This window comes from Halomonas sp. 72, from assembly GCF_052379785.1.
GTDB classification, from domain to species: domain Bacteria; phylum Pseudomonadota; class Gammaproteobacteria; order Pseudomonadales; family Halomonadaceae; genus Vreelandella; species Vreelandella citrativorans.
In genome coordinates this window covers 191,767-211,100 of the sequence record NZ_JBQSYY010000003.1, presented here as the reverse complement: position 1 = coordinate 211,100, position 19,334 = coordinate 191,767, and the positions used below count along the sequence as shown (strand labels likewise).

Genomic DNA, 19,334 nt, shown 5'->3' with positions numbered 1-19,334 from the left:
CGAAGATAGCGCTATCCTGCCGACGCTAGATGACAACGCCACGACACTTAAATGACCACTTGATGACGGTTTCAAAAACTTAAAGCAGCTCTACCAATAGCCCTGCCTGCATGGCCACATCAAACAAGTGCAGCGGCGATGTTTTAGGCCCACGGATCAGTGCTTCATAGCCGTAAATAGAGTGCTGGCTGGCATCCACGATGGGCTGAAACAATACGTGCAGATCTTCTGATTCAATAATACGGTTAAGCCATTGCGCTTCCTGGGCGGTCATATGCCTGCTGCCTTATCAAACGTCGTGATAGCTATTGAAAAAGACTCTTACAGGTTCGTGAAAGCACCTTATTAAACGGCTGAATGCCTATTATGTTAGAGACGGCGTTAGAGGCGGTTTGCAAAGGCTTTTTACGAAGACTGTCTAGTTAGCAAGCGTGCGACTTTTTTATGACACTGGCGTGACAGTTAGCGCGCTAAAATAGCTTACGAGTGAAGGGTATTGGATGGACGAGCCTCAGGGAATAGCCTCTAAAGGGGACGTGCTTGATGTCATGGCGCCAAGCGTGAACGCAAGCGTCGATGCGGCAATCAGGCTTGCCGCATGTGCCTCGGAGCGTGCCAGCCTTGCATCCAGAAGGCCGGACTCCGCCACAGTAGCCTCAGTGATAGTGCCTACCCCGTTGCGATAAGCATCAAAGGCCGCGTCGTAAGTCACCGCAGCCGCTTCGGTCAACGCGTCAGCAGCGTCAAAAGCCGCCAGTGAGGAGCGCAGTGCATCAGCAGCAACGACCATCTCGCGCATCGCCGTGTTGCGAATTTTCTCGAATGCCGCTTCGGCTGAAGCCGTGACAGAGACTGCCTGCTGGCGTTTGGCGGCAAGAAGGCCGCCATCATAGATAGGCATTATCACCCCCAGGAACACCCCGGTGCCTGTGGTCTGGTTGCCAATACTGGGCAAATGACCAATGCTCAGATTTTGCTTGTTGGTTCCCATGGCGGCGGCAACAAATACCCTAGGCATGAAGTCGGCATCGGCGGCACGCTCTGTCGCTTTGGCAGCTTGCAGCTCAGCATAGCTGGCCAGCACATCCGGCCGCTTGCTGAGTGCCGCCTCAATCGCAGAATCCACCGATGCCAACTCGTCAATACCCGGTAGCGGGCGATTCGACGCGCCGGCCACCTCGACCTGTGTCGTCGGCGAAGCACCGAGAGCACTCAACAACTCCTGATACTGATCGCGCAGCATACTCTGTGCCTGCACCATCCGCAGGTTGGATTGGGCGACAAGCTGACGGGCTTGAGCAACAGCGATGCTGGTGCCGGTGCCATTGGCGTAGCGGGACTCAGCCGCATCCTGCAGAAGGCGGTTGTTGACCAGCACCTCCTCAGCAATCGCCAGCCTGTCCTTGGCAGCACCGTACTGGTAATAGCTACGCGTCACGTTGTAGATCACCGCCTGGTGGGCACCATTGAAGTTGACGTTGGCCGCATAGGCATTGTGCCGGGCGGCATCGCTGAGCGCTTCGCGTCGGCCAAAATCAAACACTAGCCACTGCAAAGCAAGGTTTGGCGCCACACCGCTGACGGTGGTATCGACATGGTGAGTGTCACCATCCAGCAACCCGCGATAAGGAATGCTGGTTTGCTGTCTGCCCGCAAACACATTGGCGGTCAGGATCGGCAGAAACGTGGCTTCCACCATTCCAGAGGCCAGCGCCAGCTGGCGCGCCTGTTCCCAGGCAATTCGGGTTGACGGGTTATGACGTTGCGCAAAGTCTATCAGCTCGGGTAACTGATACACCTTGCCCGGCTGTAGATCCTGTGACACCGGGTCTGGCAGCAAGCCGATATCAGTTGAACCTGACACGGAAAAATCGCCAGGCAGCGCGGGCTGACCTTGAGGCACCCAGGGCGTGCTGGGGGAGGCGGAAGTATTCTTCAGTGCATCCGTTGCACAGCCCTGCAGGCCCCCTATAGTGCCAAGAACAACGCCCAGAGCAACACAGGCCCTGAGCTTGGCTAATCTAAACACGCTAGCTTTTCTCAACATGCACAATCCGCTCTATCCGAGTGAGTTGCCGCTCTATATCACTAAATGCGCTGTCGTCGTGGGGAGAACCCTCGTAAGCCGAAGGTACTGGCCTGCTACGTTGGTTTTCAAGCTCAGTGGCCAACTGTGACTTGAGTCGCTGCAGGCGCTCTTTGATAGTGCCGTCATCCTGTTCTGCCATGTAAAGCTGGCTGGTGAGGTCATTGAGCTCTTCAACAATTCTCTCCACGCGCTTCAGCTCATCAGTGCTGGCACGCAGACGCGACGGCTCGAAAGGCACCATATCGAGAAGTTCTTCGGCTTGGCCCAGTGCAAAATATGCAGTAGAGGCCGCTTGGGTGCGCAACTGTTGATCCTGCCTGGAAAGCGTACTGAGATCGCTCAAGGCATCCAACGCATCGTTGAGCTGCCGTGCCACCTGGTTGATCACGCTACGCGGCCAGAACTGGGTGAAGATCACATAGATGACAAAAATACCCAGCAGGATGCCGTAGATACGGTTGCTGGCCTGGGAGATATCAAAGCTGGGACCAAATCCATTGAGGGTGGTCAGCAAGAAAGCCAAGGCGATCTGCACGCCAGCATAATAGATCCGCTCAGTACCTGATGACACCCAAGCACCGATCAGCACACCAAAGAATACCAGCCCCATCAGGCCACCGACGGAGCTCAGGTGCGGCATGATGAAAGCCAACGAAAAAATCCCCATCGCTGCGCCAATCAGACAACCGACGATCCGCAACGTCAGCTTACGCAGTGTTTCCCCCGTAGTGCCGAGCGCGGCAACATAACAGGTGATCATCGCCGTATGAATGCCATCCCACTGCATGCCGGTATAAATCAAATAGCAGAGCACCGCCGCGGCGGATGTCTTTAGCGCATAGCGCTGATGTATCGGATTGGAAAATGCATCGGCAGCCAGCAAAGGTATTTTTCTCGGACGCGGTGGCTGTGCAGCCCCTCCATCCGGCTGTGACAAACCATGCAATGCGACATAAAGCGGCTGTAAGCCGGTTTCTGCCGCCTCCGGCGCAGCCTGTAGCGCCGGGCACTTACCGTTGGCGATAACATCCGCCGCTTGGCGTAACTCAACCGCCAAGTCACTCCTTGCTGCGCGGCTCAGGCTTTCAGGCAGGGCCTCAGCGATAATCAGGATGCGATAACTTGTCTCAGTTGCTCCGCTGAGCCAGCGAGACCGTACCGTCGATATCAGGTGCAGCAGCTTGACGATCTGCATTTGCTGCAACGAGTCATCATTACCTTCGCTCACCAGAGTGTTGAAAGCCGTTGACGCTTGCTGTGTCTCGATGCGGTCTGCCGCACAGCGCAGTCTTTCGACAATCCGGTTACGCACCAGTGTTTGCGAAGGGGTGCCGAACAGCAGGTTAAAAAGGATCATCAAAAACATCGGCATACAGGCCATTTTCCATGCCATGAGCAAGCCTTTGTCAGCGACCTCACCAACCGGCACCATGGTCACCAGCGTCATGATAAAGGCGATCACCAAGCCAACAATGGCCGCCTGCTCGCCCAGCGGAGTCGCTGAGCTGAGAAACAGGAAAATATACGAGGCGAAAAACATGACCGCTAGGCGCATGGCAGGGCTGTCGATGCTAACGTTGATGATCGGAATCATCAGAAGTACCACGGTTGATGCCATCAGAATCACGCCCAAGGCCATGATGCAGTTCTTTACGGCATCCTGCTTGGACAAAAAAATGATCAAATAGCAGCTGATCGAGGCCTCAGGTATTTTCAGCATCATGGCCGTTGCAGACACCAGAGCACACAGTAGCGCCACGCGCCAAGTCAGGCCAATCCTTCCAGGAAAGGGCTGGAGATCCGCCCACGCCTGGCGGGCGATTTTCCCCCACGGAGATTCAGCAGCCATCGTTTTGGTGAACCGTTGCTACCGCCGATGCGCCGACACGCATCAATTCCGCCGGTGGGTCATCCAGCAGAATGCGGACGGGAAAGCGCTGCTGAACTCTCACCCAATCAAGGGATTTTGGCACAATCGGCAGTGTTAACGGCAGGTCGATCAGGTCTTTCGAGGCCACGCCCCAGCCTATTCCCACCACCGTGCCTTTAATGGCACGGTCGCGGTTAGCCAGCGCATATACCGTGGCGCAGTCACCGACAGCGATATTGCCCAGCATGGTTTCGGTGAAGTTGGCCGAAGCATACCAGGTGTCCGTCTTGATCAGATTGAACTGGGACTGGGCAGGCAGCGCGTAGTCCCCCACAGAAACGGTCACTCCGACAACCCGGCCGTCAGCCGGCGCATAGACCCGAGTACCGTCCAGCTCATGCTGGGCAATGCCCTGAGCGGCCTGGCGCGCTTCAATCAACGCCTGGGTTGCTTCATCATTACCCACCAGCGCCTCAGCAGCCTGACGCTGCTGAATCGCTTCCTGTAAGCTGATTTCGGCATTGCGTTTAACAGTGCGCGCGTCGTGGATCTGCTGCTGAGAAACATAGCCCTTGGACTCCATCGGCAGCAGGCGGTCAAGGGTCTGGTTCGCCAGCGCCAGGTTTGTCGTGGCTCGATTGATCTGGGCCTCGGCAATTTCCGCATTGGCCTGCTCCGCGCGGATAGTTCGAGACTGATCGCCACTGGCCGCCGTTGCCATGGCCAGGTCGGCCTGTGTCTGTTTCAAGGCCAGCCGATAGGCAGTGTCATCAATTTCCAGCAAAAGATCGCCCTTGCGGACAAAGTCGTTTTCCTCAACATGCAAGGCCACGATGCGGCCCGCTACCGACGGAGCAATGTGGACAATATCGGCCCTCAGAGTGGCATCATCTGACAGCGGATTGGCGCGCGCATTCTCGTAGCTTTGGTAAGCCAGAACAGCAGCGCCAGCAATGATGGCAATGGCGATCACGGCTCCGACAATGGATGCTACCCGCTTGGAAGCATGACCTTTCATGATTCAGCGTCCAAAAAAAAGATGAGAAGATAACAGCGTCATGGCCAGCGTCAGAGACAGATATACTAGGACACGCCACGGAATGATGTCATCAAGCTTCGTCACCACGAAAATGACACGGATAAAAATCGTTGCCACCACACCGATAAACAGCGAGATTAGCCAGTAAGGAAAGAAGCTACCAAACATGCCGACAGCCGGAGCGGCTGACAAGGCCGGAGTGGCGGCCATCAACAAAAGGATCGCCAGAAAGATTCTGTTCAGCAGCCGTTCTTTCCTGGCAGCGCCTGCTCTCAGCACCAGAGCCTCCTATTCATTGCAGTCTGCCCCTATCAAATCTGCCCCTATCAAAATAGTGCCCAACAGGGCCTTTTACTTTTGTTCGATCTTGATGAGGCGATGCACCTGGTGCATGCCGTCCCCTAAGCATGCTTACTATGGCATGCGCGGTTCGCGGCTGTCTATGCCGCCGCCCGCGCTACACGCTATTCCAGCGAACAGCCCTGTTGTTTGCCATGCACTGACGTCAGATACATGTCATCAGATAAAGGGAAGGTCAGCGGGCGGGGGAAAGACAACGTCATTGCCGTTGGCGTCCAACTGGCGAATATCCACCGGGCGGCCCTCAATATCCAGCGTTACAAGGCCTATACCGCTGGCGTTCCAAAGCCGCTCGCCCGCGCTTGCCCCGCTGGGGTCACGCGGGTGGATACTCAGCTTGCGACGTTTGGTAAACCAGTTAAGCGGCGACCAGGGCGCGTAGAGCCACCGATTAAGCCGGTCAAAGGTATTTAGCAGTTGCACGGGGAAAGTGTTCTTGATGCCGCTGGAGGTCACCTGCCATAAATGTGGCGCACGCTTTTGGCGACGCACAATAATGTCGTAAGCAAACGAGTAGTGCACATCGCCAGAGAGAATCACGTAATTGCCCGGCGTTTTGGAATGACGCCAGATTTGCAGCAATGTATTGGCGGCGCCACGGTGGGCCATCCAGTTCTCGGCATCCACCACCAGCGGCTTGCCCGCCCAAGTGAACATCTTCTGAACGCCTTCAATCAGCTTTACCCCAAACATGGGGGCTGGCGAGACGATGACAGCGCTTTTGCAACCCAATAGCGCCTGCTGCATTTCCATCAGCGCTTCCCAATCCATTAAGCCGGACGGCTGTTGGGGGCTGCGCTCGCTACGCCAGCGGCGGGTGCGGGTATCCAAAACAATCAGGGCAGGCGTGCCGGGCACCTGAAACTCCCACCCTTGAAAACGCAGTAGCCGTTCGATCAATGCATCCTGCCTGGAGCACGAAAGCAGCCCTTGCTCACGGAACAATTCGGCCGCCTGCTCGACCAGCGGGTTAAGCTTATCCGGTGCATTGCCCCACCCCTGGCAGAACAAATAGGCCACCAGCGCATTGCCAATAATGCGCTTTGAGAACGGATGGCCATACGCGCAGCGCTCCCAATCGGCGGTCAGATTCCAATCGTCGGTAACATCGTGGTCGTCAAAGATCATCAAACTGGGCAAATGCGCCATTAACCGAGCGCACTGCGGTAACCCGGCCACAAAATCATCTAAAGCCGCCTGCTCCTCGCGATAACGTTGGGCTACTTTATCGTTAAGGGCAGGCATCGCTGGGGCAATCATTTGCCAAGCAACCGGCGACCACACTAAACAATACATGGCGAGCATTTCCGCCAGTGTCATTAGATGATTGGAGGCGTTCGCCGAAGTAAACACCGGCTTTTTAACACCGCCGAAAAATCGCTCGCGCAGCGCCACGTTACTGGTGACATCGGGCAGCAGCGACTCGCGCTGGTAATAGCTATCAGGCGAGGCATAAAGCGCTTGGCTATCCTCCACCGTGGCGCCCTCCAGCCGCTCATCGACTAGCCCTAGGCGTTCAATAAGCGCATGCACCGCACGCAGCATGGGGCCTGCGACATCATCCACATACACCTGGTCGCCCGTCATTAACAACCATGCTGGCCACTCTTTCGGCGCTTGCTGCTTGTCCGCCAGCCAGCTGTCGGCGCGCACTAACCCATCGGCGCTCGCATGGTGAGGCTTACGGCACGAACCGTGCATCAACCGGTGGTGGCGTGAGGCGATGACAAAGGCAGGATAAGCAGCACCTTCATGGCACAGCCAGGGCGCCCACTCGGGCAGCGCCTGCCACTCCCCCGTCGCCGTTTGAAGTCGCAGGTCGTATTCGATGCGTTCATCAGTGGGTAGCGCGTGCGGCAAGCGCAGATCAATCAAGTGAATAAACGCGTACCGACCGATAGGCAGGCACTGATGATGATCATTTAAGTGGAAGCGCTGCTCATCGCTGCGGCCTGGGAAAAGCACCAGCGACATATCAAGCGGGCGCGTTGCCACTAACCACAACACCAGGCGTGTGGGGCTAATGCGGCGCAATAGCGGGCCGACCAATACATCCGGCAACGCATCATCCATTGTCATTGCATTTGTTCTCCCTTAGCCATGCGCCACCACCGGCAGTTCGACAGTGACCTCAAGCCCCCCGGCCTCTGCGCGCTGAAGGCGCATTTGGCCATGATAGAGCGTGATCAGGTCCGCCACGATGGCAAGACCCAAGCCACTTTGGGAGCGCTGCTCATCCAAGCGCTTGCCGCGCCCAAGTGCCTCCTGGCTCTCTTGTTGCGTCATCCCTGGGCCATCATCACTGACGCTCAACCAAAGCATCTGGTCGACGACCCACACCCTAAACGTCACTTCATGGTTTGCCCAGCGTAGTGCATTATCCAGCACGTTGCCGATAAGCTCCTGAATATCCTGGGCATCCAAGTGCACACGCGGGTAATTTTCCCAGATTTGATGCAGGGTAAGCATGCGACGCTGAGCCAGCCGACTCAGCCCGCTTAACAGCGGTGAAAGCGTGTCGTGCAGCGAAATTGGTGCAAAGCGGCCACCGTCACCTGCGGCAGATGCCCGTGCCAGGTGATGGCGAACGGCACTGTCCATTCGGGTTAACTCGGCTTCCCAAGCAGCGCGATGCGCGTCAGGCAACTGGTGGACCAGCAAGCGCATAACACTTAAGGGGGTTTTCAGGGCATGGGCCAAATTACCTGCCGTGTGACGGCCACGCTCAATCAGGCGCTGGTCGCGGGCCAGTACGGCGTTCATGGAAGCCGCAAGCGTAGCAAGCTCGTTAGGCAGGTCCGTCGTCATTTCTACTGCGCGCCCCTGCTCAACGTCTTTTAAGTTGGCCTGCATACGCCGCAGCGGCGCAAGCCCCCAGCGCACCTGTAGGCCCAACACGCCTAACAGCAATGCTCCAAGACTGACCAAGCCCAGCCAGAGCAAGCGCTGGAACTCGCGTATATCGGCCTTCAGCTCGTCATCGCGGGCCGCTACGCTAATATGCAAAGGGGCTTCTAAAGGGGCCAGGTAAATATCTCGCTCGACGGTACGCAGTGATTGCCCACGTGGGCCGGGCAACGAGCGCGCGCTCACCTCTTCGTTATCGATGACCGGCAGGCGTTGATCCCACAGCGAGCGCGAGGTGATCGTGTGCACCTGTTGATCGGTAATTTGCCAGTACCAACCCGAGAAGACCTGGTCAAAAAGTGGGTCCCCAAGAGCGCGGTCATAGCGCAACTGTTCACTGAGCGGGTCAACGGAAACGCCCGCAATAATCACGTTCAGCGTTGCTTCAAGGCGTTCATCAAACGCCTCGGTCGCCGCGTTTCGATAATGATGCGCGAGCAGCATTCCGGCGAGCGGCAAGGCCAGCCCGATCATGACTAAAACGGCCAGCAGCAGGCGAAGGCTAATCGAGCGACCTGACCAGCGCGTTCGCCAGGAAGGCGTTACGTTGCTCATTCGCCGCTAGGCACTTCTGCCAAGAGCCGGTAACCCTGCCCACGCAGGGTGGCAAACCGCCAGGCTCCCAGCTTGCGACGTAGTCGGCTGATTTGCACATCAATCACGTTTGAGTCGGGCTCATGGTCGCGGTCGTAAACGTGTTCAGAAAGCTCGCTTCGGCTGACGACCCTGGGAGCGGCATGCATCAGGTAGCCGAGCAGACGTGTCTCCTGGGCAGTCAAGCTTACCGGGCGGCCCGCCAGGCTTACGTGCTGCGTATGAGTATCCAGGCTGAGTTCACCTACTTTGAGTACCGGATGAGCATGGCCGTGGGTACGCCGCACTAGTGCCCGTAGCCGAAACAACACCTCACCCGGCTCGAAAGGCTTGGTAACGTAGTCATCTGCGCCTGCGGTAAAGCCCGCAGCTTTGTCCGCCCAGCGCTCTCGAGCAGTCAGAATAAGCACAGGCAGATCAATGCCGTCTTCACGCCAGGCAGCCAGCCAGCGCGTGCCGTCACCGTCGGGCAAACCTACATCAAGTATTACCGTATCGTAGGTTTCGGTACGCACCAAAAAGTCGGCCTCTTGGCCATTTTCGGCATGCTCAACGACCCAGTCACCGTCACGCAGCGCTTGGCTCAGCTCGCGGGCAATCGCCTGATCATCCTCTACCAGCAAACACTTCATGGCGTCATACCTTGTGGGCGGCGCATCTCATTGATACGCACACCCTCTATTTTCATTAACTGACCATTGTGACCATCAAATTCAAACTCAACCACTTGACCTTGTGGGCCCAGCAGCTTGATTTCATACTCTACCAGACCCTGCTCGCGCTCTACCTCCACTTCCAGCACGTCTCCCAGATAGTTCGCTTCCAGCCAGTCTAAAATGGTTTCCAAGGGCACCACCTCCCCACGGCGCACTTCACTGTGCAGTGTTTCCCAGTGCTGATCACCTACAGCGCTGCCTATCAATATGGCAGCCAGCAGCGCCCCCCCCATCCACTTGACAGAGGAGAGGAAGCAGTAAAAGAGTCGGTGCGTGAATCGATGGCGGAGTGACTTCATTGGACTAGAATGCCAGAAGCAACATGAACGCTAGATGAATGGATTGTTCAGCTTGGGGAAATAACCGAAGTGCTATAAATCCTCTGTCGCATTCGCTGAGTGATCTATATCAGACCACATTCATCGGGCAATGCCATTCATTAAGCAAAGAAGGAATTTGATATGAACGTCATGAAAAAAATGCTGTTGATACCCGCCTCTGCTCTGCTACTCACCGCGGCAGCAGGCAGCGCTCAAGCAGACGCGCTGTCCATGGATCGGGTTGACGAGGTGCTGGTACCTGCCGTCGATTATAGATTCACCCATTATGAAGAGATCAGTATTAAAAGCCGTGGACGCTCAGAAGTAGAAGGCTGGCTGGATGATGAGTGGTACGCCGACGTTGAATTTTCACTGGATAATGGCGAAACCCTGAAAGAAGAGCGTAAACGCTTAATTACCGGCGCGTGGGGAATGAGTGAAGAGGACGTACGCCAGGCGTTGGAAGTGGCGCGAAAAGAGGGCATGAGCGAATTTGAGGATATCGACATCGATAAGGGCGGCGTTATTGATATCGAAGGCCGGGATGAGAATGGCCGCGAGCTGGAAATAAGCCTGCGTCAAGGCTCTTACGAAATTACTGAAATTGACCGCGATTAATAACTGCTAGCGGTAGCACCCTATCGCTGGCTATGTGTTATCACACGGTGCGGGCCCTACGGGGTCCGCTTGTGTTTTTACCACTATCTAGCGACAGTTTTGCCAAGGGGAGAACATCGTGGAACTGATAACGTGGAAGTAAGAAGGCATCGCGCAGAGAAAATCGAAGAGATGACAGCGCCAGGGGTGTCTCAAATAGCGCATGATTTGGCGTGGCTGATAACAGCGCCCGATCTGGTCACGCTCCCGCCGCCCATGCCAAACGGCGGCCGCCCGACGTGTCAGGAGTTGGGCCTGGCCACAGGCACTGCTGACTGGCTACAGCAAATAACGCCGCTACTCGCAGGCGTTAACCGCCAACAGACAGGCCGCATGGGACACTACCACGAGCGGCTGTGGCATTTCCTGCTGGATAACGCGCCTAATACGCGGCTACTCGCCAAAAATGTGCGCATCTTTAAAAAGCGCACGACGCTTGGCGAGCTGGATATGCTTTACCGCACCCGCGATAACCCGGCGCCCGTGCATCTGGAAGTGGCGATCAAGTTTTATTTGGGCCTGCCTGAAGGCCCCGGCCCGGCCGACAGCCCAAGCCGCTGGATAGGTCCTGGTGGGCTGGATAGCCTGGCGCTAAAATGCGCTCATTTATGCCAGCACCAACTGCCGCGCTCCATAACGCCCGGGGCACTGGCCACGCTGGCTCACTGGCTAACACCCCGCGACATCGACACCTGCTCGTCCACGGTAGGAGAGCTTCTTACTCATCGCCTCGCCATGCCGGGCGTCTTGTTTTACCCGTGGCATACGGCGCTACCTTCCCCCCAGCACGCCACATTGGACCATCACCGCGGCAGGTGGTGTTTTTTGCGTGACTGGCCTGCGCTGCGCGATAGCCTGGGTGCGTCGTTACGCATAGTCTGGTTACGAAAACCGCACTGGCTAGCGCCGCCCAAAGCGGAAGATTTTCAACCAGTGGCCGCCGTGATACCTGGCATTGAGCGACTCATCGAACAGTACGGGCCCCAGCAAATAATGCTCTACCGGCCCCATCAGCAGCGCATTGAGCGGGTATTTATTGTGCCCAACGACTGGCCCCGCCAAGTGCCTATCGCCCCCAAGGCAAAGTAGCGCACGCATAAAAAAGCCGCTTACTGATCACAGCAAACGGCGTTTTGATGATGTTCTATTTCAACCAATACCCGGGCAAAAACCAAGCGCTAGATCACGACCAGGTTATCGCGGTGAATCAGTTCATGGGCTTCTACGTAGCCCAAAATAGCCTCAATTTGGTGACTCGGCTGCCCCGCCAACTGACGCGCTTCATCCACGCCGTAATTGACCAGCCCTTTGGCAACCGGCATGCCCTGCTCATCGATACACACCACCATATCGCCCCGCTTGAACGTGCCTTTTACACCCCGCACCCCCACCGGCAACAGGCTGGAGCCTTTTTCGCGCAGGACTTTTACCGCCCCGGCATCCAGCGTCAGCGTGCCACGCACTTGAAGTTGCCCCGCCAGCCAGCGCTTACGCGCCGCCATCGGTGCCTGCTCCGGATGCAGTAGCGTTCCCAACGCTTCACCACTCATAAGCCGGGTAATGACATCTGGCTGGCGACCACTGGCAATCACTGTAACGGCGCCTGAACGCGCAGCAAGTTTGGCAGCACGTACCTTGGTGCTCATGCCACCCCGCCCCAGCGCCCCGCCGCTGCCCGCCACCGCTGCCAAGCGCGGGTCATCTGCGCGCCCTTCGGCGATCATCTGGGCATTGGAGTTATGGCGTGGGTCGGCATCGAACAGGCCTTCCTGGTCGGTCAGCAGCAGTAACGCGTCCGCTTCCAGCAGGTTGGCTACCAACGCACCCAGCGTATCGTTATCGCCAAAGCGTATTTCGTCAGTCACCACCGTATCGTTTTCGTTGATGACCGGCACCACGCGCATCTCCACCAGCGTGCGCAGGGCCGATAACGCATTGAGGTAGCGTTTGCGGTTGGAAAGGTCGTCATGAGTGAGCAGAATTTGCGCAGTGAGCATTTCGTGGCGAGCAAAATGTTGCTCATAGCACTGAGTAAGGCCGTTCTGGCCCACTGCCGCGGCGGCCTGCAGCTCATGCACCGCGCTCGGGCGTGCTTGCCAGCCTAACCGCACCATGCCTGCTGCCACGGCGCCCGAGGAGACCAGCACCACCTCAACACCCTGTTGATGAAGCTCGGCAATCTGGTCAACCCAGCCGCCAATAGCGGCTTCATCCAGGCCACGGCCATCGTTGGTCAGCAGTGCGCTGCCGATTTTCACTACCACACGGCGCGCACGGCTTAACGCTTCACGGCCCATCCCCTGCTCATGACTCTCCATCCGTCTCTACCTTATCAGGCACGTTGTTAACACTATTCAGCAACGCTATTAAGCGATGATATTCGACAACAATATTCAACGTCGGCCATTACTGGCAGGCTGAGCAAGCCTGCCGGTTTCGGCCGTTAGGGCGCGTACTCGATCTCAACGTCGTAATCATCATCATCGAAGTCATCGTCGTCGGCTTCTTCAGCAGGCCGCTTACGGCGACGCCCCAGACGCTCTTCGATACGGGCGACCGACTCATCTTCCATGCGGCGGCGCATTTCCTGCTCGCGGGCCAGCGCCTCTTCGTCTTCGTTCTCAAGGCGACGCTGCTCGGTCAGCCAGCGGTACGCGGCCTGAACCAGCTTGTCCGTGCCTTCATTGCTAATCGCCGAGATACGGAACACCGGGCCTTCCCAGCCAAGCGCGTCAATGATCGCCTGGGCGCGTTCTTCGCGCTCCTCTTCCGGCAGCAGATCAAACTTGTTCAACACCAGCCAGCGCGGGCGCTCGGAAAGCGCCGGAGAGAACTGGCCAAGCTCATGCACGATCGCTTGAGCGGTTTCCACCGGGTCAGACTCATCAAAGGGCGCCACGTCGACCACATGAAATAGCAGTCGCGTGCGGGTCAGGTGCTTAAGAAAGCGCAGCCCCAGGCCCGCACCGTCAGAGGCACCTTCGATCAACCCCGGCACGTCCGCCATCACAAAGTGCTCGTGCATACCCAGCTTCACAACACCCAGGTTAGGCACCAGCGTGGTAAACGGGTAGTTGGCTACTTTAGGTTTGGCCGCCGATACCGAGCGAATCAGGGTGGATTTGCCGGCATTGGGCATGCCCAACAGGCCAACATCCGCCATTACCTTCATTTCCAAACGCAAGTTGCGACGGTCGCCTTCGGTACCTGGCGTGGTGCGCCGCGGTGCACGGTTAGTGGATGACTTGAAGTGGATGTTACCCAAACCACGTCGACCACCTTCCGCGACCAGTACCACCTGGCCAATTTCGGTGACATCCGCGATGACTTCCAGCGTATCAACGTCCACAACGGTGGTGCCTACCGGCACCTTAACGTGCAGATCTTCACCGGCTTTACCGCTCATCTGGCGGCCCATGCCACCTTGGCCGTTTTCAGCCTTGTAAAAACGCTGAAACTTGAAGTCGACCAGCGTATTGAGCGCATCGTCACCGATCAGGTAAACGCACCCCCCGTGCCCACCGTCACCACCATCGGGGCCACCTTTGGGCACATATTTTTCGCGGCGAAAGCTCAGACAGCCATTGCCGCCATTTCCCGCCTCAACAATAATCGAGGCTTCATCGACGAACTGCATAGTTTCTCCCGGCCGCTTCCGCCGCCCTATATGCAACGCTCCTGCCTCCATTCATTGGGCAAGAGGGTTTAAACAGACAAAAAAGCCCCGCCATAGCGGGGCTTTTTTTCATTAACTACGTTCTACGCAACCAGAGTTGCTTATTCAGAAACGATGCTAACGAATTTGCGGTTCTTCGGGCCTTTGGTCTCAAACTTCACAAAGCCTTCGTTCAGTGCGAACAAAGTGTGATCACGACCTAGACCAACGCCAGTACCCGCGTGGAAACGCGTGCCGCGCTGACGAACGATGATGCTACCTGCGTTCGCTGCTTGGCCACCGAAAAGCTTAACACCGAGGCGTTTGGATTCGGAATCGCGACCGTTACGCGTGGAGCCGGCTGCCTTTTTATGTGCCATTGCAAAATTCTCCTTTCAGGGAATGAACCGCTTACGCGGAAATTCCGGTAATTTTGACTTCAGTGAACCACTGACGGTGGCCCTGACGCTTCATGCTGTGCTTACGGCGACGGAATTTAATGATCGTCACCTTGTCACCGCGGCCGTGGGAAACGATTTCAGCGGAAACCTTGGCGCCACTCAACAGCGGTGCACCAATGTTTACGTCGTCGCCGTCTGCAACCAGCAGCACTTCATCAAACTCAATCGTTTCGCCGGTAGCGACTTCGATTTTCTCGAGTTTAAGGGTCTGACCTTCTTGAACGCGGTACTGCTTGCCACCGCTTTTGATAATTGCGTACATGTCGCTCTCCGGACTTATCGGTAATGCCGTTATGCGTTGCATAACCAGCGCTCATCGCCTGACGCTCTTATTGACCTGCTGCGAGTGGCGCCCCTTTTGGAGCCATCTGACAGGGAGCATGATGAGTGGGTCGCGGATTATAACGACAATCGCCTTCTACCACAAGACGACAGGCCGTTGTCAATTGATGATTATTGTCGCACGCCGAATGGATGCCCTCCACGCGCCTTGACGCTTTCCCGGTAGCCCCATAGCATGACCTCAATTCAGGGGCGTACCCCTCCACCTGCCGCGATGAACGGAACCCATGACCGCCAACGTCTCCCCAACCCCGACTGCCAGCCCTACGCCCTCACCGCTGCACGCCGTGGTGGCGGATGACTTTGAAGCCGTCAACCGGACGATTGTTGAGCAGCTCACCTCGAAAGTCCCGCTCGTCGAGACCATCAGCCAATACATTATTGAAAGCGGCGGCAAGCGTTTGCGCCCCATGCTGGTACTGCTGGCGGCTCGCTCACTGGGCTACCAGGGCGACAAGCATATTACCCTGGCCACGTTGATTGAGTTTATGCACACCTCGACGCTGCTCCACGACGACGTGGTGGATGAATCTCACATGCGGCGGGGCAAAAAAACTGCCAACGATGCCTGGGGTAACGCGCCATCGGTGTTGGTCGGTGACTTTCTCTATTCGCGCTCATTTCAGCTCATGGTCGATGTTGGGTCGATGCAGATCATGGCGATCCTCTCCAGCGCCACCTGCACCATCGCCGAAGGCGAAGTGCTACAGCTGACCAATATTGGCAACCCCAGCATCTCTGAAGCGGATTACTTTGAAACCATTCAAGGTAAAACCGCCATGCTGTTTGAAGCTGCCAGCCACAGCGGTGCCGTACTTGCTGATGCCACACCCGAGCAAGCCCAGGCGCTACAGTTATATGGCCGTTACCTGGGCCTTGCCTTCCAGTTGATTGATGACCTGTTAGATTACCAGGGCGATGCCGACGCCATGGGGAAAAATGTCGGCGATGACCTGGCCGAAGGCAAGCCCACCCTGCCGCTGATTCACGCCATGGAGCAGGGCACGCCTGAGCAGGCCAAGCTGATTCGCCAGGTGATCCGCAAAGGCGGCCTTGAGCAGTTGGATGACGTACTGGCCATTATTCATGCCACGGGCGCGCTTGAGTACACCCGTAAACGCGCCGATGAAATGGCCGGTAAAGCACTGGCGCAATTAGAGGTACTTTCGCCCAGCCCGTATCGCGATAGCATGGCGCAACTCGCCCGCCTGGCCGTTGACAGGGAAGCATAAATTCGCACAACAGAGGCGCTGAGGCTTGATAAAAAGCGTCTACTTGTGTAAGATACGCCCCGTTGTCGAGCACCGCTCACAACCTTCGGAATATAGCTCAGCTTGGTAGAGCGCTGCCTTCGGGAGGCAGAGGTCGTAGGTTCGAATCCTGCTATTCCGACCAAAAATATACAAAAACGGCCACTTAGCTTTTAAAGCAAGTGGCCGTTTTTTTAATCTACACTTCCGCTAGCCTATTCTTCGAGCAGGTCAGGCGCGATACTGACAATCTCGTTTCTATAGTCACTCAGTGCATTTTCAATGATTTCAATCCAAGCGCTTTCCGTTGCGACTTGTCGACGCTGAAGGGCATGAACAGAGACATTTTCTTGTGCTTCGCTAGACCGAAGCTCCAAGACAGTTGCGATGCGGGTATTCAAAGTGATGGCCCAGAACCCCGGGTTGAACCATGCCCAAAATTCATCGATGTAAACATCGATTATGGGAGTATCTGCGACGACGCCAGTTGAATGAGTGAGGACATTATAACCAGACTCACGCAACGCGAGCGTCAAGCTGCTACGCACGACTTCATCAACGGTCTGTCCATTCTCTAAAAGAACATCCCCCATCGCCATACCGTAAGAGTTTCTTTTTCGACCAACCGCTCTTGCCTTGGTCTCATCGGACGCTTTGCTTACCCCTCCTTTTCCAAGCGAAGGAGTACTCGGCTCTCTTGGCGCCTCCTCAAAAACCCTGCGATCTATCACCTCGCCTATTATTACTTCTTGCCCTTCACTAATATATTGACTCGTATTTTCTTCTGGCAGTGTCAGCGCTATTTCGCTGCGGCTAGTAGCACACCCTGACAGCAACGCCAGACAAAAAACCGCCACTACCCCTGAATATATGTTAAGTCTCAATGCCTTATCCCCTTTGATTAGTTTTTATCTAATAAAGTTATTTACCAGGAGTTAAAGCTTCCCCCTTGGAGGGGGCTATGTCAACTTAGGCAAAGCCAGCATTATTACCTCAAGCCTTGAACGATCTGCCTATTGAGATCACCTCGCCGTTTCGCATCATTTGAGCCGCATTCCTTTTCCACACCCTATAATTAAGTTAAAGTAGCCGCCTTTTTTGAGCAGGCTGCTAAGTGGTGTCCTTTTCTCTATATATCGAAGACTGGCGGGGCTGGCTTCCTGAAGAGGCAATGGCAACCGTTAAGCCAAATCGTCTTATTTCGGCCCAGCTGAGTAGCGAACTGCCTGCTATGCTGCGGCGGCGGCTCGATGATACAGGGCACGCCACTTGCGATATTCTGCGAGAACTCGACCCACAGGCTAATGCCCCCTTAGTGCATGCCTCACGGCATGGCGATACGACGCATACGCTCGCGATGCTGGAGAGCCTGCAGCGGGGCGACCCGATCTCACCTACCCGCTTCTCGATGTCAGTGCATAACGCTATTCTGGGCGTTCACTCTATTGCGCGATCGCATCACCGCCCCTTGCAGGCGTTAGGCGCTTGTGGTGATGAGTTTGAGGCGCTTCTTCATGAGTCGTATGGGTATCTGATGGCAGGCTACCCTGCCGTGGTTGCGGCATTTTCAGAAAGTTGTCTTCCTGCGGCCTATCAGGGCGTAACACAGCATCCAGGCACAGCCTGTGTTATTGGCATGCGCTTAACTCTGCAACGAGGTCGCGCCATCACGGCATCTACATCAGCCCACAGCACTTCTCCGACACCGGTCAATGTGCTGCAGTGGCTTAGTGGGGAGACCGCTTTCCTAAACGGTCGACAGCGCTGGCATCTGGAGCAGGAATGAGTATCAACCAACTGTATCGCGGCTTGGGTACGGCTATTTCCTTCACAGTCTTCGGGATCGGTGGCCTTTTCATTGGCTTGGTGATTGCGCCACTGTTGAACCTCTGCGTGCGTAATACTGAGCGGCGCCGCTACCTGGCGCGCCGCCTTATCCGCGTCTGCTTTCTCGGGTTCATCAATTTGATGAAAGGCCTTGGCGTGCTTGATTACCGCGTTGACAATTCTGAGCGCCTCAAACGCCCTGGATTGCTTGTGATTGCCAACCACCCCTCGCTCATCGACGTTATTTTTTTAATCGCTTACACGTCTCATGCCAACTGTATTGTAAAGGGTCGGCTGACCCGCAATTTTATTACCCGCGGCCCTATTCGTGCTGCGGGCTATATCACCAACGATGACCCCGAGTCAGTGCTGGAGGCTGCCCGTCAGAGCCTGCAACGAGGTGACTCACTGATTCTATTTCCTGAAGGCACTCGCACTAGCCCGAAACGCCCGATCAAATTTCGTCGCGGGGGAGCAAATATCGCCCTACGCACCGGTACAGCGCTCACCCCCGTCCTGATACGCTGCACGCCGACCACACTGACAAAACACGAACCCTGGTACCACATCCCCGCTACCAGGGTGTTAATGGAGCTTAGCGTACTTGACGACCTGCACGTTGATTCGACTAGCCAACAACCAACCGGCCAGCTCGCTAGACAACTAACTCAATGGCTGAGCGACCACTTCAACAGAGAACTGGAACACTTCCATCATGATAGAAACCTGCAATCAGGCGCTGGAACTTGAACTCAAGCGTCTCATCATTGGCGCGCTAGAGCTTGAAGATATTACGCCTGCCGATATTGACCCAAACGCTCCTCTGTTTGGCGAAGGGCTAGGGCTTGACTCTATCGATGCGCTTGAACTCGGGCTGGCACTGCAAAAGCAGTACGGTATCAAGCTTGATTCCGAAGCCGATGAGACGCGTCGCCATTTCGAAAGCCTGGCGGCGCTGCAAGCACTCGTGGAGGCCCGCCGTGTCAATTGAAACCGCTGATCACCAGCGCGCAGAGATACTCGCCCATATTCGCAAGACACTGGTTGATCTGTTTGAGCTCAATGCCAGCGAAATAGAGCCTGACGCCCGCCTCTATGAGGATCTGGATATCGATAGCATCGACGCGGTAGACCTTGTCGTCGAGCTAAAGCAATTCACTGGACGACGCATCAAGCCTGAGGATTTCAAATCAGTGCGCACGATCAGCGATGTTGTCACTGCCGTCGAACACTTGATGCAGCGGTAA

Annotated in this window: 21 protein-coding genes and 1 tRNA gene; 8 read left to right on the top strand and 14 right to left on the bottom strand. The window is 56.2% G+C overall.

Annotation, left to right across the window (positions count from 1 at the left end):
• Positions 1–79 precede the first annotated feature (79 nt).
• The 9 genes from ACT3T6_RS04895 to ACT3T6_RS04855 all read right to left on the bottom strand — a co-directional run bounded on the left by ACT3T6_RS04895 (position 80) and on the right by ACT3T6_RS04855 (position 9,808).
• Entirely contained in the window at positions 80–274 is a 195-nt protein-coding gene (locus ACT3T6_RS04895) for a hypothetical protein (RefSeq protein ID WP_412767862.1), read from the bottom strand.
• A gap of 237 nt (positions 275–511) precedes the next feature.
• On the bottom strand, positions 512–2,047 hold the full coding sequence (locus tag ACT3T6_RS04890) for a TolC family protein (protein ID WP_193053204.1): 1,536 nt from the start codon (positions 2,045–2,047) through the stop codon (positions 512–514).
• The gene (locus tag ACT3T6_RS04885; RefSeq protein ID WP_193053203.1) at positions 2,031–3,938 is read right to left on the bottom strand and encodes an FUSC family protein; all 1,908 of its coding nucleotides are present in this window, start codon (positions 3,936–3,938) and stop codon (positions 2,031–2,033) included. Before ACT3T6_RS04885 ends, ACT3T6_RS04890 begins: the two co-directional genes overlap by 17 nt.
• A complete protein-coding gene (gene mdtN, locus ACT3T6_RS04880) occupies positions 3,928–4,977 on the bottom strand; it encodes a multidrug transporter subunit MdtN (protein ID WP_193053202.1) in 1,050 nt (349 codons plus the stop codon). The genes ACT3T6_RS04885 and mdtN overlap by 11 nt, the downstream gene beginning before the upstream one ends.
• A 3-nt stretch (positions 4,978–4,980) precedes the next feature.
• Positions 4,981–5,277: a YtcA family lipoprotein gene (locus tag ACT3T6_RS04875; protein ID WP_287077328.1), complete on the bottom strand. Its 297-nt coding sequence runs from the start codon at positions 5,275–5,277 to the stop codon at positions 4,981–4,983.
• Positions 5,278–5,517: 240 nt separating this feature from the next.
• Complete coding sequence (locus tag ACT3T6_RS04870) at positions 5,518–7,437, bottom strand: alkaline phosphatase D family protein (RefSeq protein WP_193053201.1); 1,920 nt, start codon at positions 7,435–7,437, stop codon at positions 5,518–5,520.
• Between the two features lie 15 nt (positions 7,438–7,452).
• Positions 7,453–8,820: a sensor histidine kinase gene (locus ACT3T6_RS04865; protein WP_193053200.1), complete on the bottom strand. Its 1,368-nt coding sequence runs from the start codon at positions 8,818–8,820 to the stop codon at positions 7,453–7,455.
• Positions 8,817–9,491 carry a response regulator transcription factor gene (locus tag ACT3T6_RS04860; protein WP_193053199.1) on the bottom strand — a complete coding sequence of 225 codons (675 nt, stop codon included), beginning with the start codon at positions 9,489–9,491 and terminating at the stop codon, positions 8,817–8,819. Before ACT3T6_RS04860 ends, ACT3T6_RS04865 begins: the two co-directional genes overlap by 4 nt.
• Positions 9,488–9,808, bottom strand: a complete 321-nt coding sequence (locus ACT3T6_RS04855; protein ID WP_087108801.1) for a PepSY domain-containing protein — start codon at positions 9,806–9,808, stop codon at positions 9,488–9,490. Before ACT3T6_RS04855 ends, ACT3T6_RS04860 begins: the two co-directional genes overlap by 4 nt.
• A 228-nt stretch (positions 9,809–10,036) precedes the next feature.
• Between ACT3T6_RS04855 and ACT3T6_RS04850 the strand changes: the two genes are divergently transcribed.
• Together ACT3T6_RS04850 and ACT3T6_RS04845 are read left to right on the top strand one after the other, a co-directional pair.
• Positions 10,037–10,513 (top strand): PepSY domain-containing protein, encoded by a 477-nt coding sequence (locus ACT3T6_RS04850; RefSeq protein ID WP_444625937.1) that lies wholly within the window; start codon positions 10,037–10,039, stop codon positions 10,511–10,513.
• 132 nt (positions 10,514–10,645) lie between these two features.
• Positions 10,646–11,641 (top strand): DUF1853 family protein, encoded by a 996-nt coding sequence (locus tag ACT3T6_RS04845; RefSeq protein WP_412767861.1) that lies wholly within the window; start codon positions 10,646–10,648, stop codon positions 11,639–11,641.
• Between the two features lie 89 nt (positions 11,642–11,730).
• On the opposite strand, the gene proB is transcribed toward ACT3T6_RS04845, so the two are convergent.
• The 4 genes from proB to rplU form a co-directional block, all read right to left on the bottom strand.
• Positions 11,731–12,870: a glutamate 5-kinase gene (gene proB / locus ACT3T6_RS04840; protein WP_287077335.1), complete on the bottom strand. Its 1,140-nt coding sequence runs from the start codon at positions 12,868–12,870 to the stop codon at positions 11,731–11,733.
• 125 nt (positions 12,871–12,995) lie between these two features.
• Positions 12,996–14,189, bottom strand: a complete 1,194-nt coding sequence (gene cgtA / locus ACT3T6_RS04835; protein WP_192527349.1) for an Obg family GTPase CgtA — start codon at positions 14,187–14,189, stop codon at positions 12,996–12,998.
• A gap of 140 nt (positions 14,190–14,329) precedes the next feature.
• On the bottom strand, positions 14,330–14,587 hold the full coding sequence (rpmA, locus tag ACT3T6_RS04830) for a 50S ribosomal protein L27 (protein ID WP_018917617.1): 258 nt from the start codon (positions 14,585–14,587) through the stop codon (positions 14,330–14,332).
• Positions 14,588–14,618: 31 nt separating this feature from the next.
• Positions 14,619–14,930 carry a 50S ribosomal protein L21 gene (gene rplU / locus ACT3T6_RS04825; RefSeq protein WP_087108812.1) on the bottom strand — a complete coding sequence of 104 codons (312 nt, stop codon included), beginning with the start codon at positions 14,928–14,930 and terminating at the stop codon, positions 14,619–14,621.
• A gap of 307 nt (positions 14,931–15,237) precedes the next feature.
• On the opposite strand from rplU, the gene ispB reads away from it, so the two are divergent.
• Together ispB and ACT3T6_RS04815 are read left to right on the top strand one after the other, a co-directional pair.
• Positions 15,238–16,242, top strand: coding sequence for an octaprenyl diphosphate synthase (gene ispB / locus ACT3T6_RS04820; protein ID WP_193053472.1), 1,005 nt, complete (start codon positions 15,238–15,240; stop codon positions 16,240–16,242).
• A gap of 86 nt (positions 16,243–16,328) precedes the next feature.
• Positions 16,329–16,405, top strand: a tRNA-Pro gene (locus tag ACT3T6_RS04815).
• Positions 16,406–16,475: 70 nt separating this feature from the next.
• On the opposite strand, the gene ACT3T6_RS04810 is transcribed toward ACT3T6_RS04815, so the two are convergent.
• Positions 16,476–17,144, bottom strand: a complete 669-nt coding sequence (locus ACT3T6_RS04810) for a flagellar biosynthesis protein (RefSeq protein WP_193053471.1) — start codon at positions 17,142–17,144, stop codon at positions 16,476–16,478.
• 233 nt (positions 17,145–17,377) lie between these two features.
• Between ACT3T6_RS04810 and ACT3T6_RS04805 the strand changes: the two genes are divergently transcribed.
• The 4 genes from ACT3T6_RS04805 to ACT3T6_RS04790 are packed head-to-tail and all read left to right on the top strand — an operon-like array spanning position 17,378 to position 19,334.
• Positions 17,378–18,046, top strand: a complete 669-nt coding sequence (locus ACT3T6_RS04805) for a beta-ketoacyl synthase chain length factor (protein WP_287077342.1) — start codon at positions 17,378–17,380, stop codon at positions 18,044–18,046.
• On the top strand, positions 18,043–18,837 hold the full coding sequence (locus ACT3T6_RS04800) for a lysophospholipid acyltransferase family protein (protein ID WP_193053470.1): 795 nt from the start codon (positions 18,043–18,045) through the stop codon (positions 18,835–18,837). Before ACT3T6_RS04805 ends, ACT3T6_RS04800 begins: the two co-directional genes overlap by 4 nt.
• Positions 18,803–19,078 carry a phosphopantetheine-binding protein gene (locus ACT3T6_RS04795; RefSeq protein WP_193053469.1) on the top strand — a complete coding sequence of 92 codons (276 nt, stop codon included), beginning with the start codon at positions 18,803–18,805 and terminating at the stop codon, positions 19,076–19,078. Before ACT3T6_RS04800 ends, ACT3T6_RS04795 begins: the two co-directional genes overlap by 35 nt.
• Positions 19,068–19,334 (top strand): acyl carrier protein, encoded by a 267-nt coding sequence (locus ACT3T6_RS04790; RefSeq protein WP_193053468.1) that lies wholly within the window; start codon positions 19,068–19,070, stop codon positions 19,332–19,334. Before ACT3T6_RS04795 ends, ACT3T6_RS04790 begins: the two co-directional genes overlap by 11 nt.

Excerpts from the sequence above, each read along its gene's own strand:
- ACT3T6_RS04895 (WP_412767862.1), bottom strand. The coding sequence starts at position 274 with ATGACCGCCCAGGAAGCGCAATGGCTTAACCGTATTATTGAATCAGAA.
- ACT3T6_RS04890 (WP_193053204.1), bottom strand. The coding sequence starts at position 2,047 with ATGTTGAGAAAAGCTAGCGTGTTTAGATTAGCCAAGCTCAGGGCCTGT.
- ACT3T6_RS04885 (WP_193053203.1), bottom strand. The coding sequence starts at position 3,938 with ATGGCTGCTGAATCTCCGTGGGGGAAAATCGCCCGCCAGGCGTGGGCG.
- mdtN (WP_193053202.1), bottom strand. The coding sequence starts at position 4,977 with ATGAAAGGTCATGCTTCCAAGCGGGTAGCATCCATTGTCGGAGCCGTG.
- ACT3T6_RS04870 (WP_193053201.1), bottom strand. The coding sequence starts at position 7,437 with ATGACAATGGATGATGCGTTGCCGGATGTATTGGTCGGCCCGCTATTG.
- ACT3T6_RS04865 (WP_193053200.1), bottom strand. The coding sequence starts at position 8,820 with ATGAGCAACGTAACGCCTTCCTGGCGAACGCGCTGGTCAGGTCGCTCG.
- ACT3T6_RS04860 (WP_193053199.1), bottom strand. The coding sequence starts at position 9,491 with ATGAAGTGTTTGCTGGTAGAGGATGATCAGGCGATTGCCCGCGAGCTG.
- ACT3T6_RS04855 (WP_087108801.1), bottom strand. The coding sequence starts at position 9,808 with ATGGGGGGGGCGCTGCTGGCTGCCATATTGATAGGCAGCGCTGTAGGT.
- ACT3T6_RS04850 (WP_444625937.1), top strand. The coding sequence starts at position 10,037 with ATGAACGTCATGAAAAAAATGCTGTTGATACCCGCCTCTGCTCTGCTA.
- proB (WP_287077335.1), bottom strand. The coding sequence starts at position 12,870 with ATGGAGAGTCATGAGCAGGGGATGGGCCGTGAAGCGTTAAGCCGTGCG.
- cgtA (WP_192527349.1), bottom strand. The coding sequence starts at position 14,189 with ATGCAGTTCGTCGATGAAGCCTCGATTATTGTTGAGGCGGGAAATGGC.
- rpmA (WP_018917617.1), bottom strand. The coding sequence starts at position 14,587 with ATGGCACATAAAAAGGCAGCCGGCTCCACGCGTAACGGTCGCGATTCC.
- rplU (WP_087108812.1), bottom strand. The coding sequence starts at position 14,930 with ATGTACGCAATTATCAAAAGCGGTGGCAAGCAGTACCGCGTTCAAGAA.
- ispB (WP_193053472.1), top strand. The coding sequence starts at position 15,238 with ATGACCGCCAACGTCTCCCCAACCCCGACTGCCAGCCCTACGCCCTCA.
- ACT3T6_RS04800 (WP_193053470.1), top strand. The coding sequence starts at position 18,043 with ATGAGTATCAACCAACTGTATCGCGGCTTGGGTACGGCTATTTCCTTC.
- ACT3T6_RS04795 (WP_193053469.1), top strand. The coding sequence starts at position 18,803 with ATGATAGAAACCTGCAATCAGGCGCTGGAACTTGAACTCAAGCGTCTC.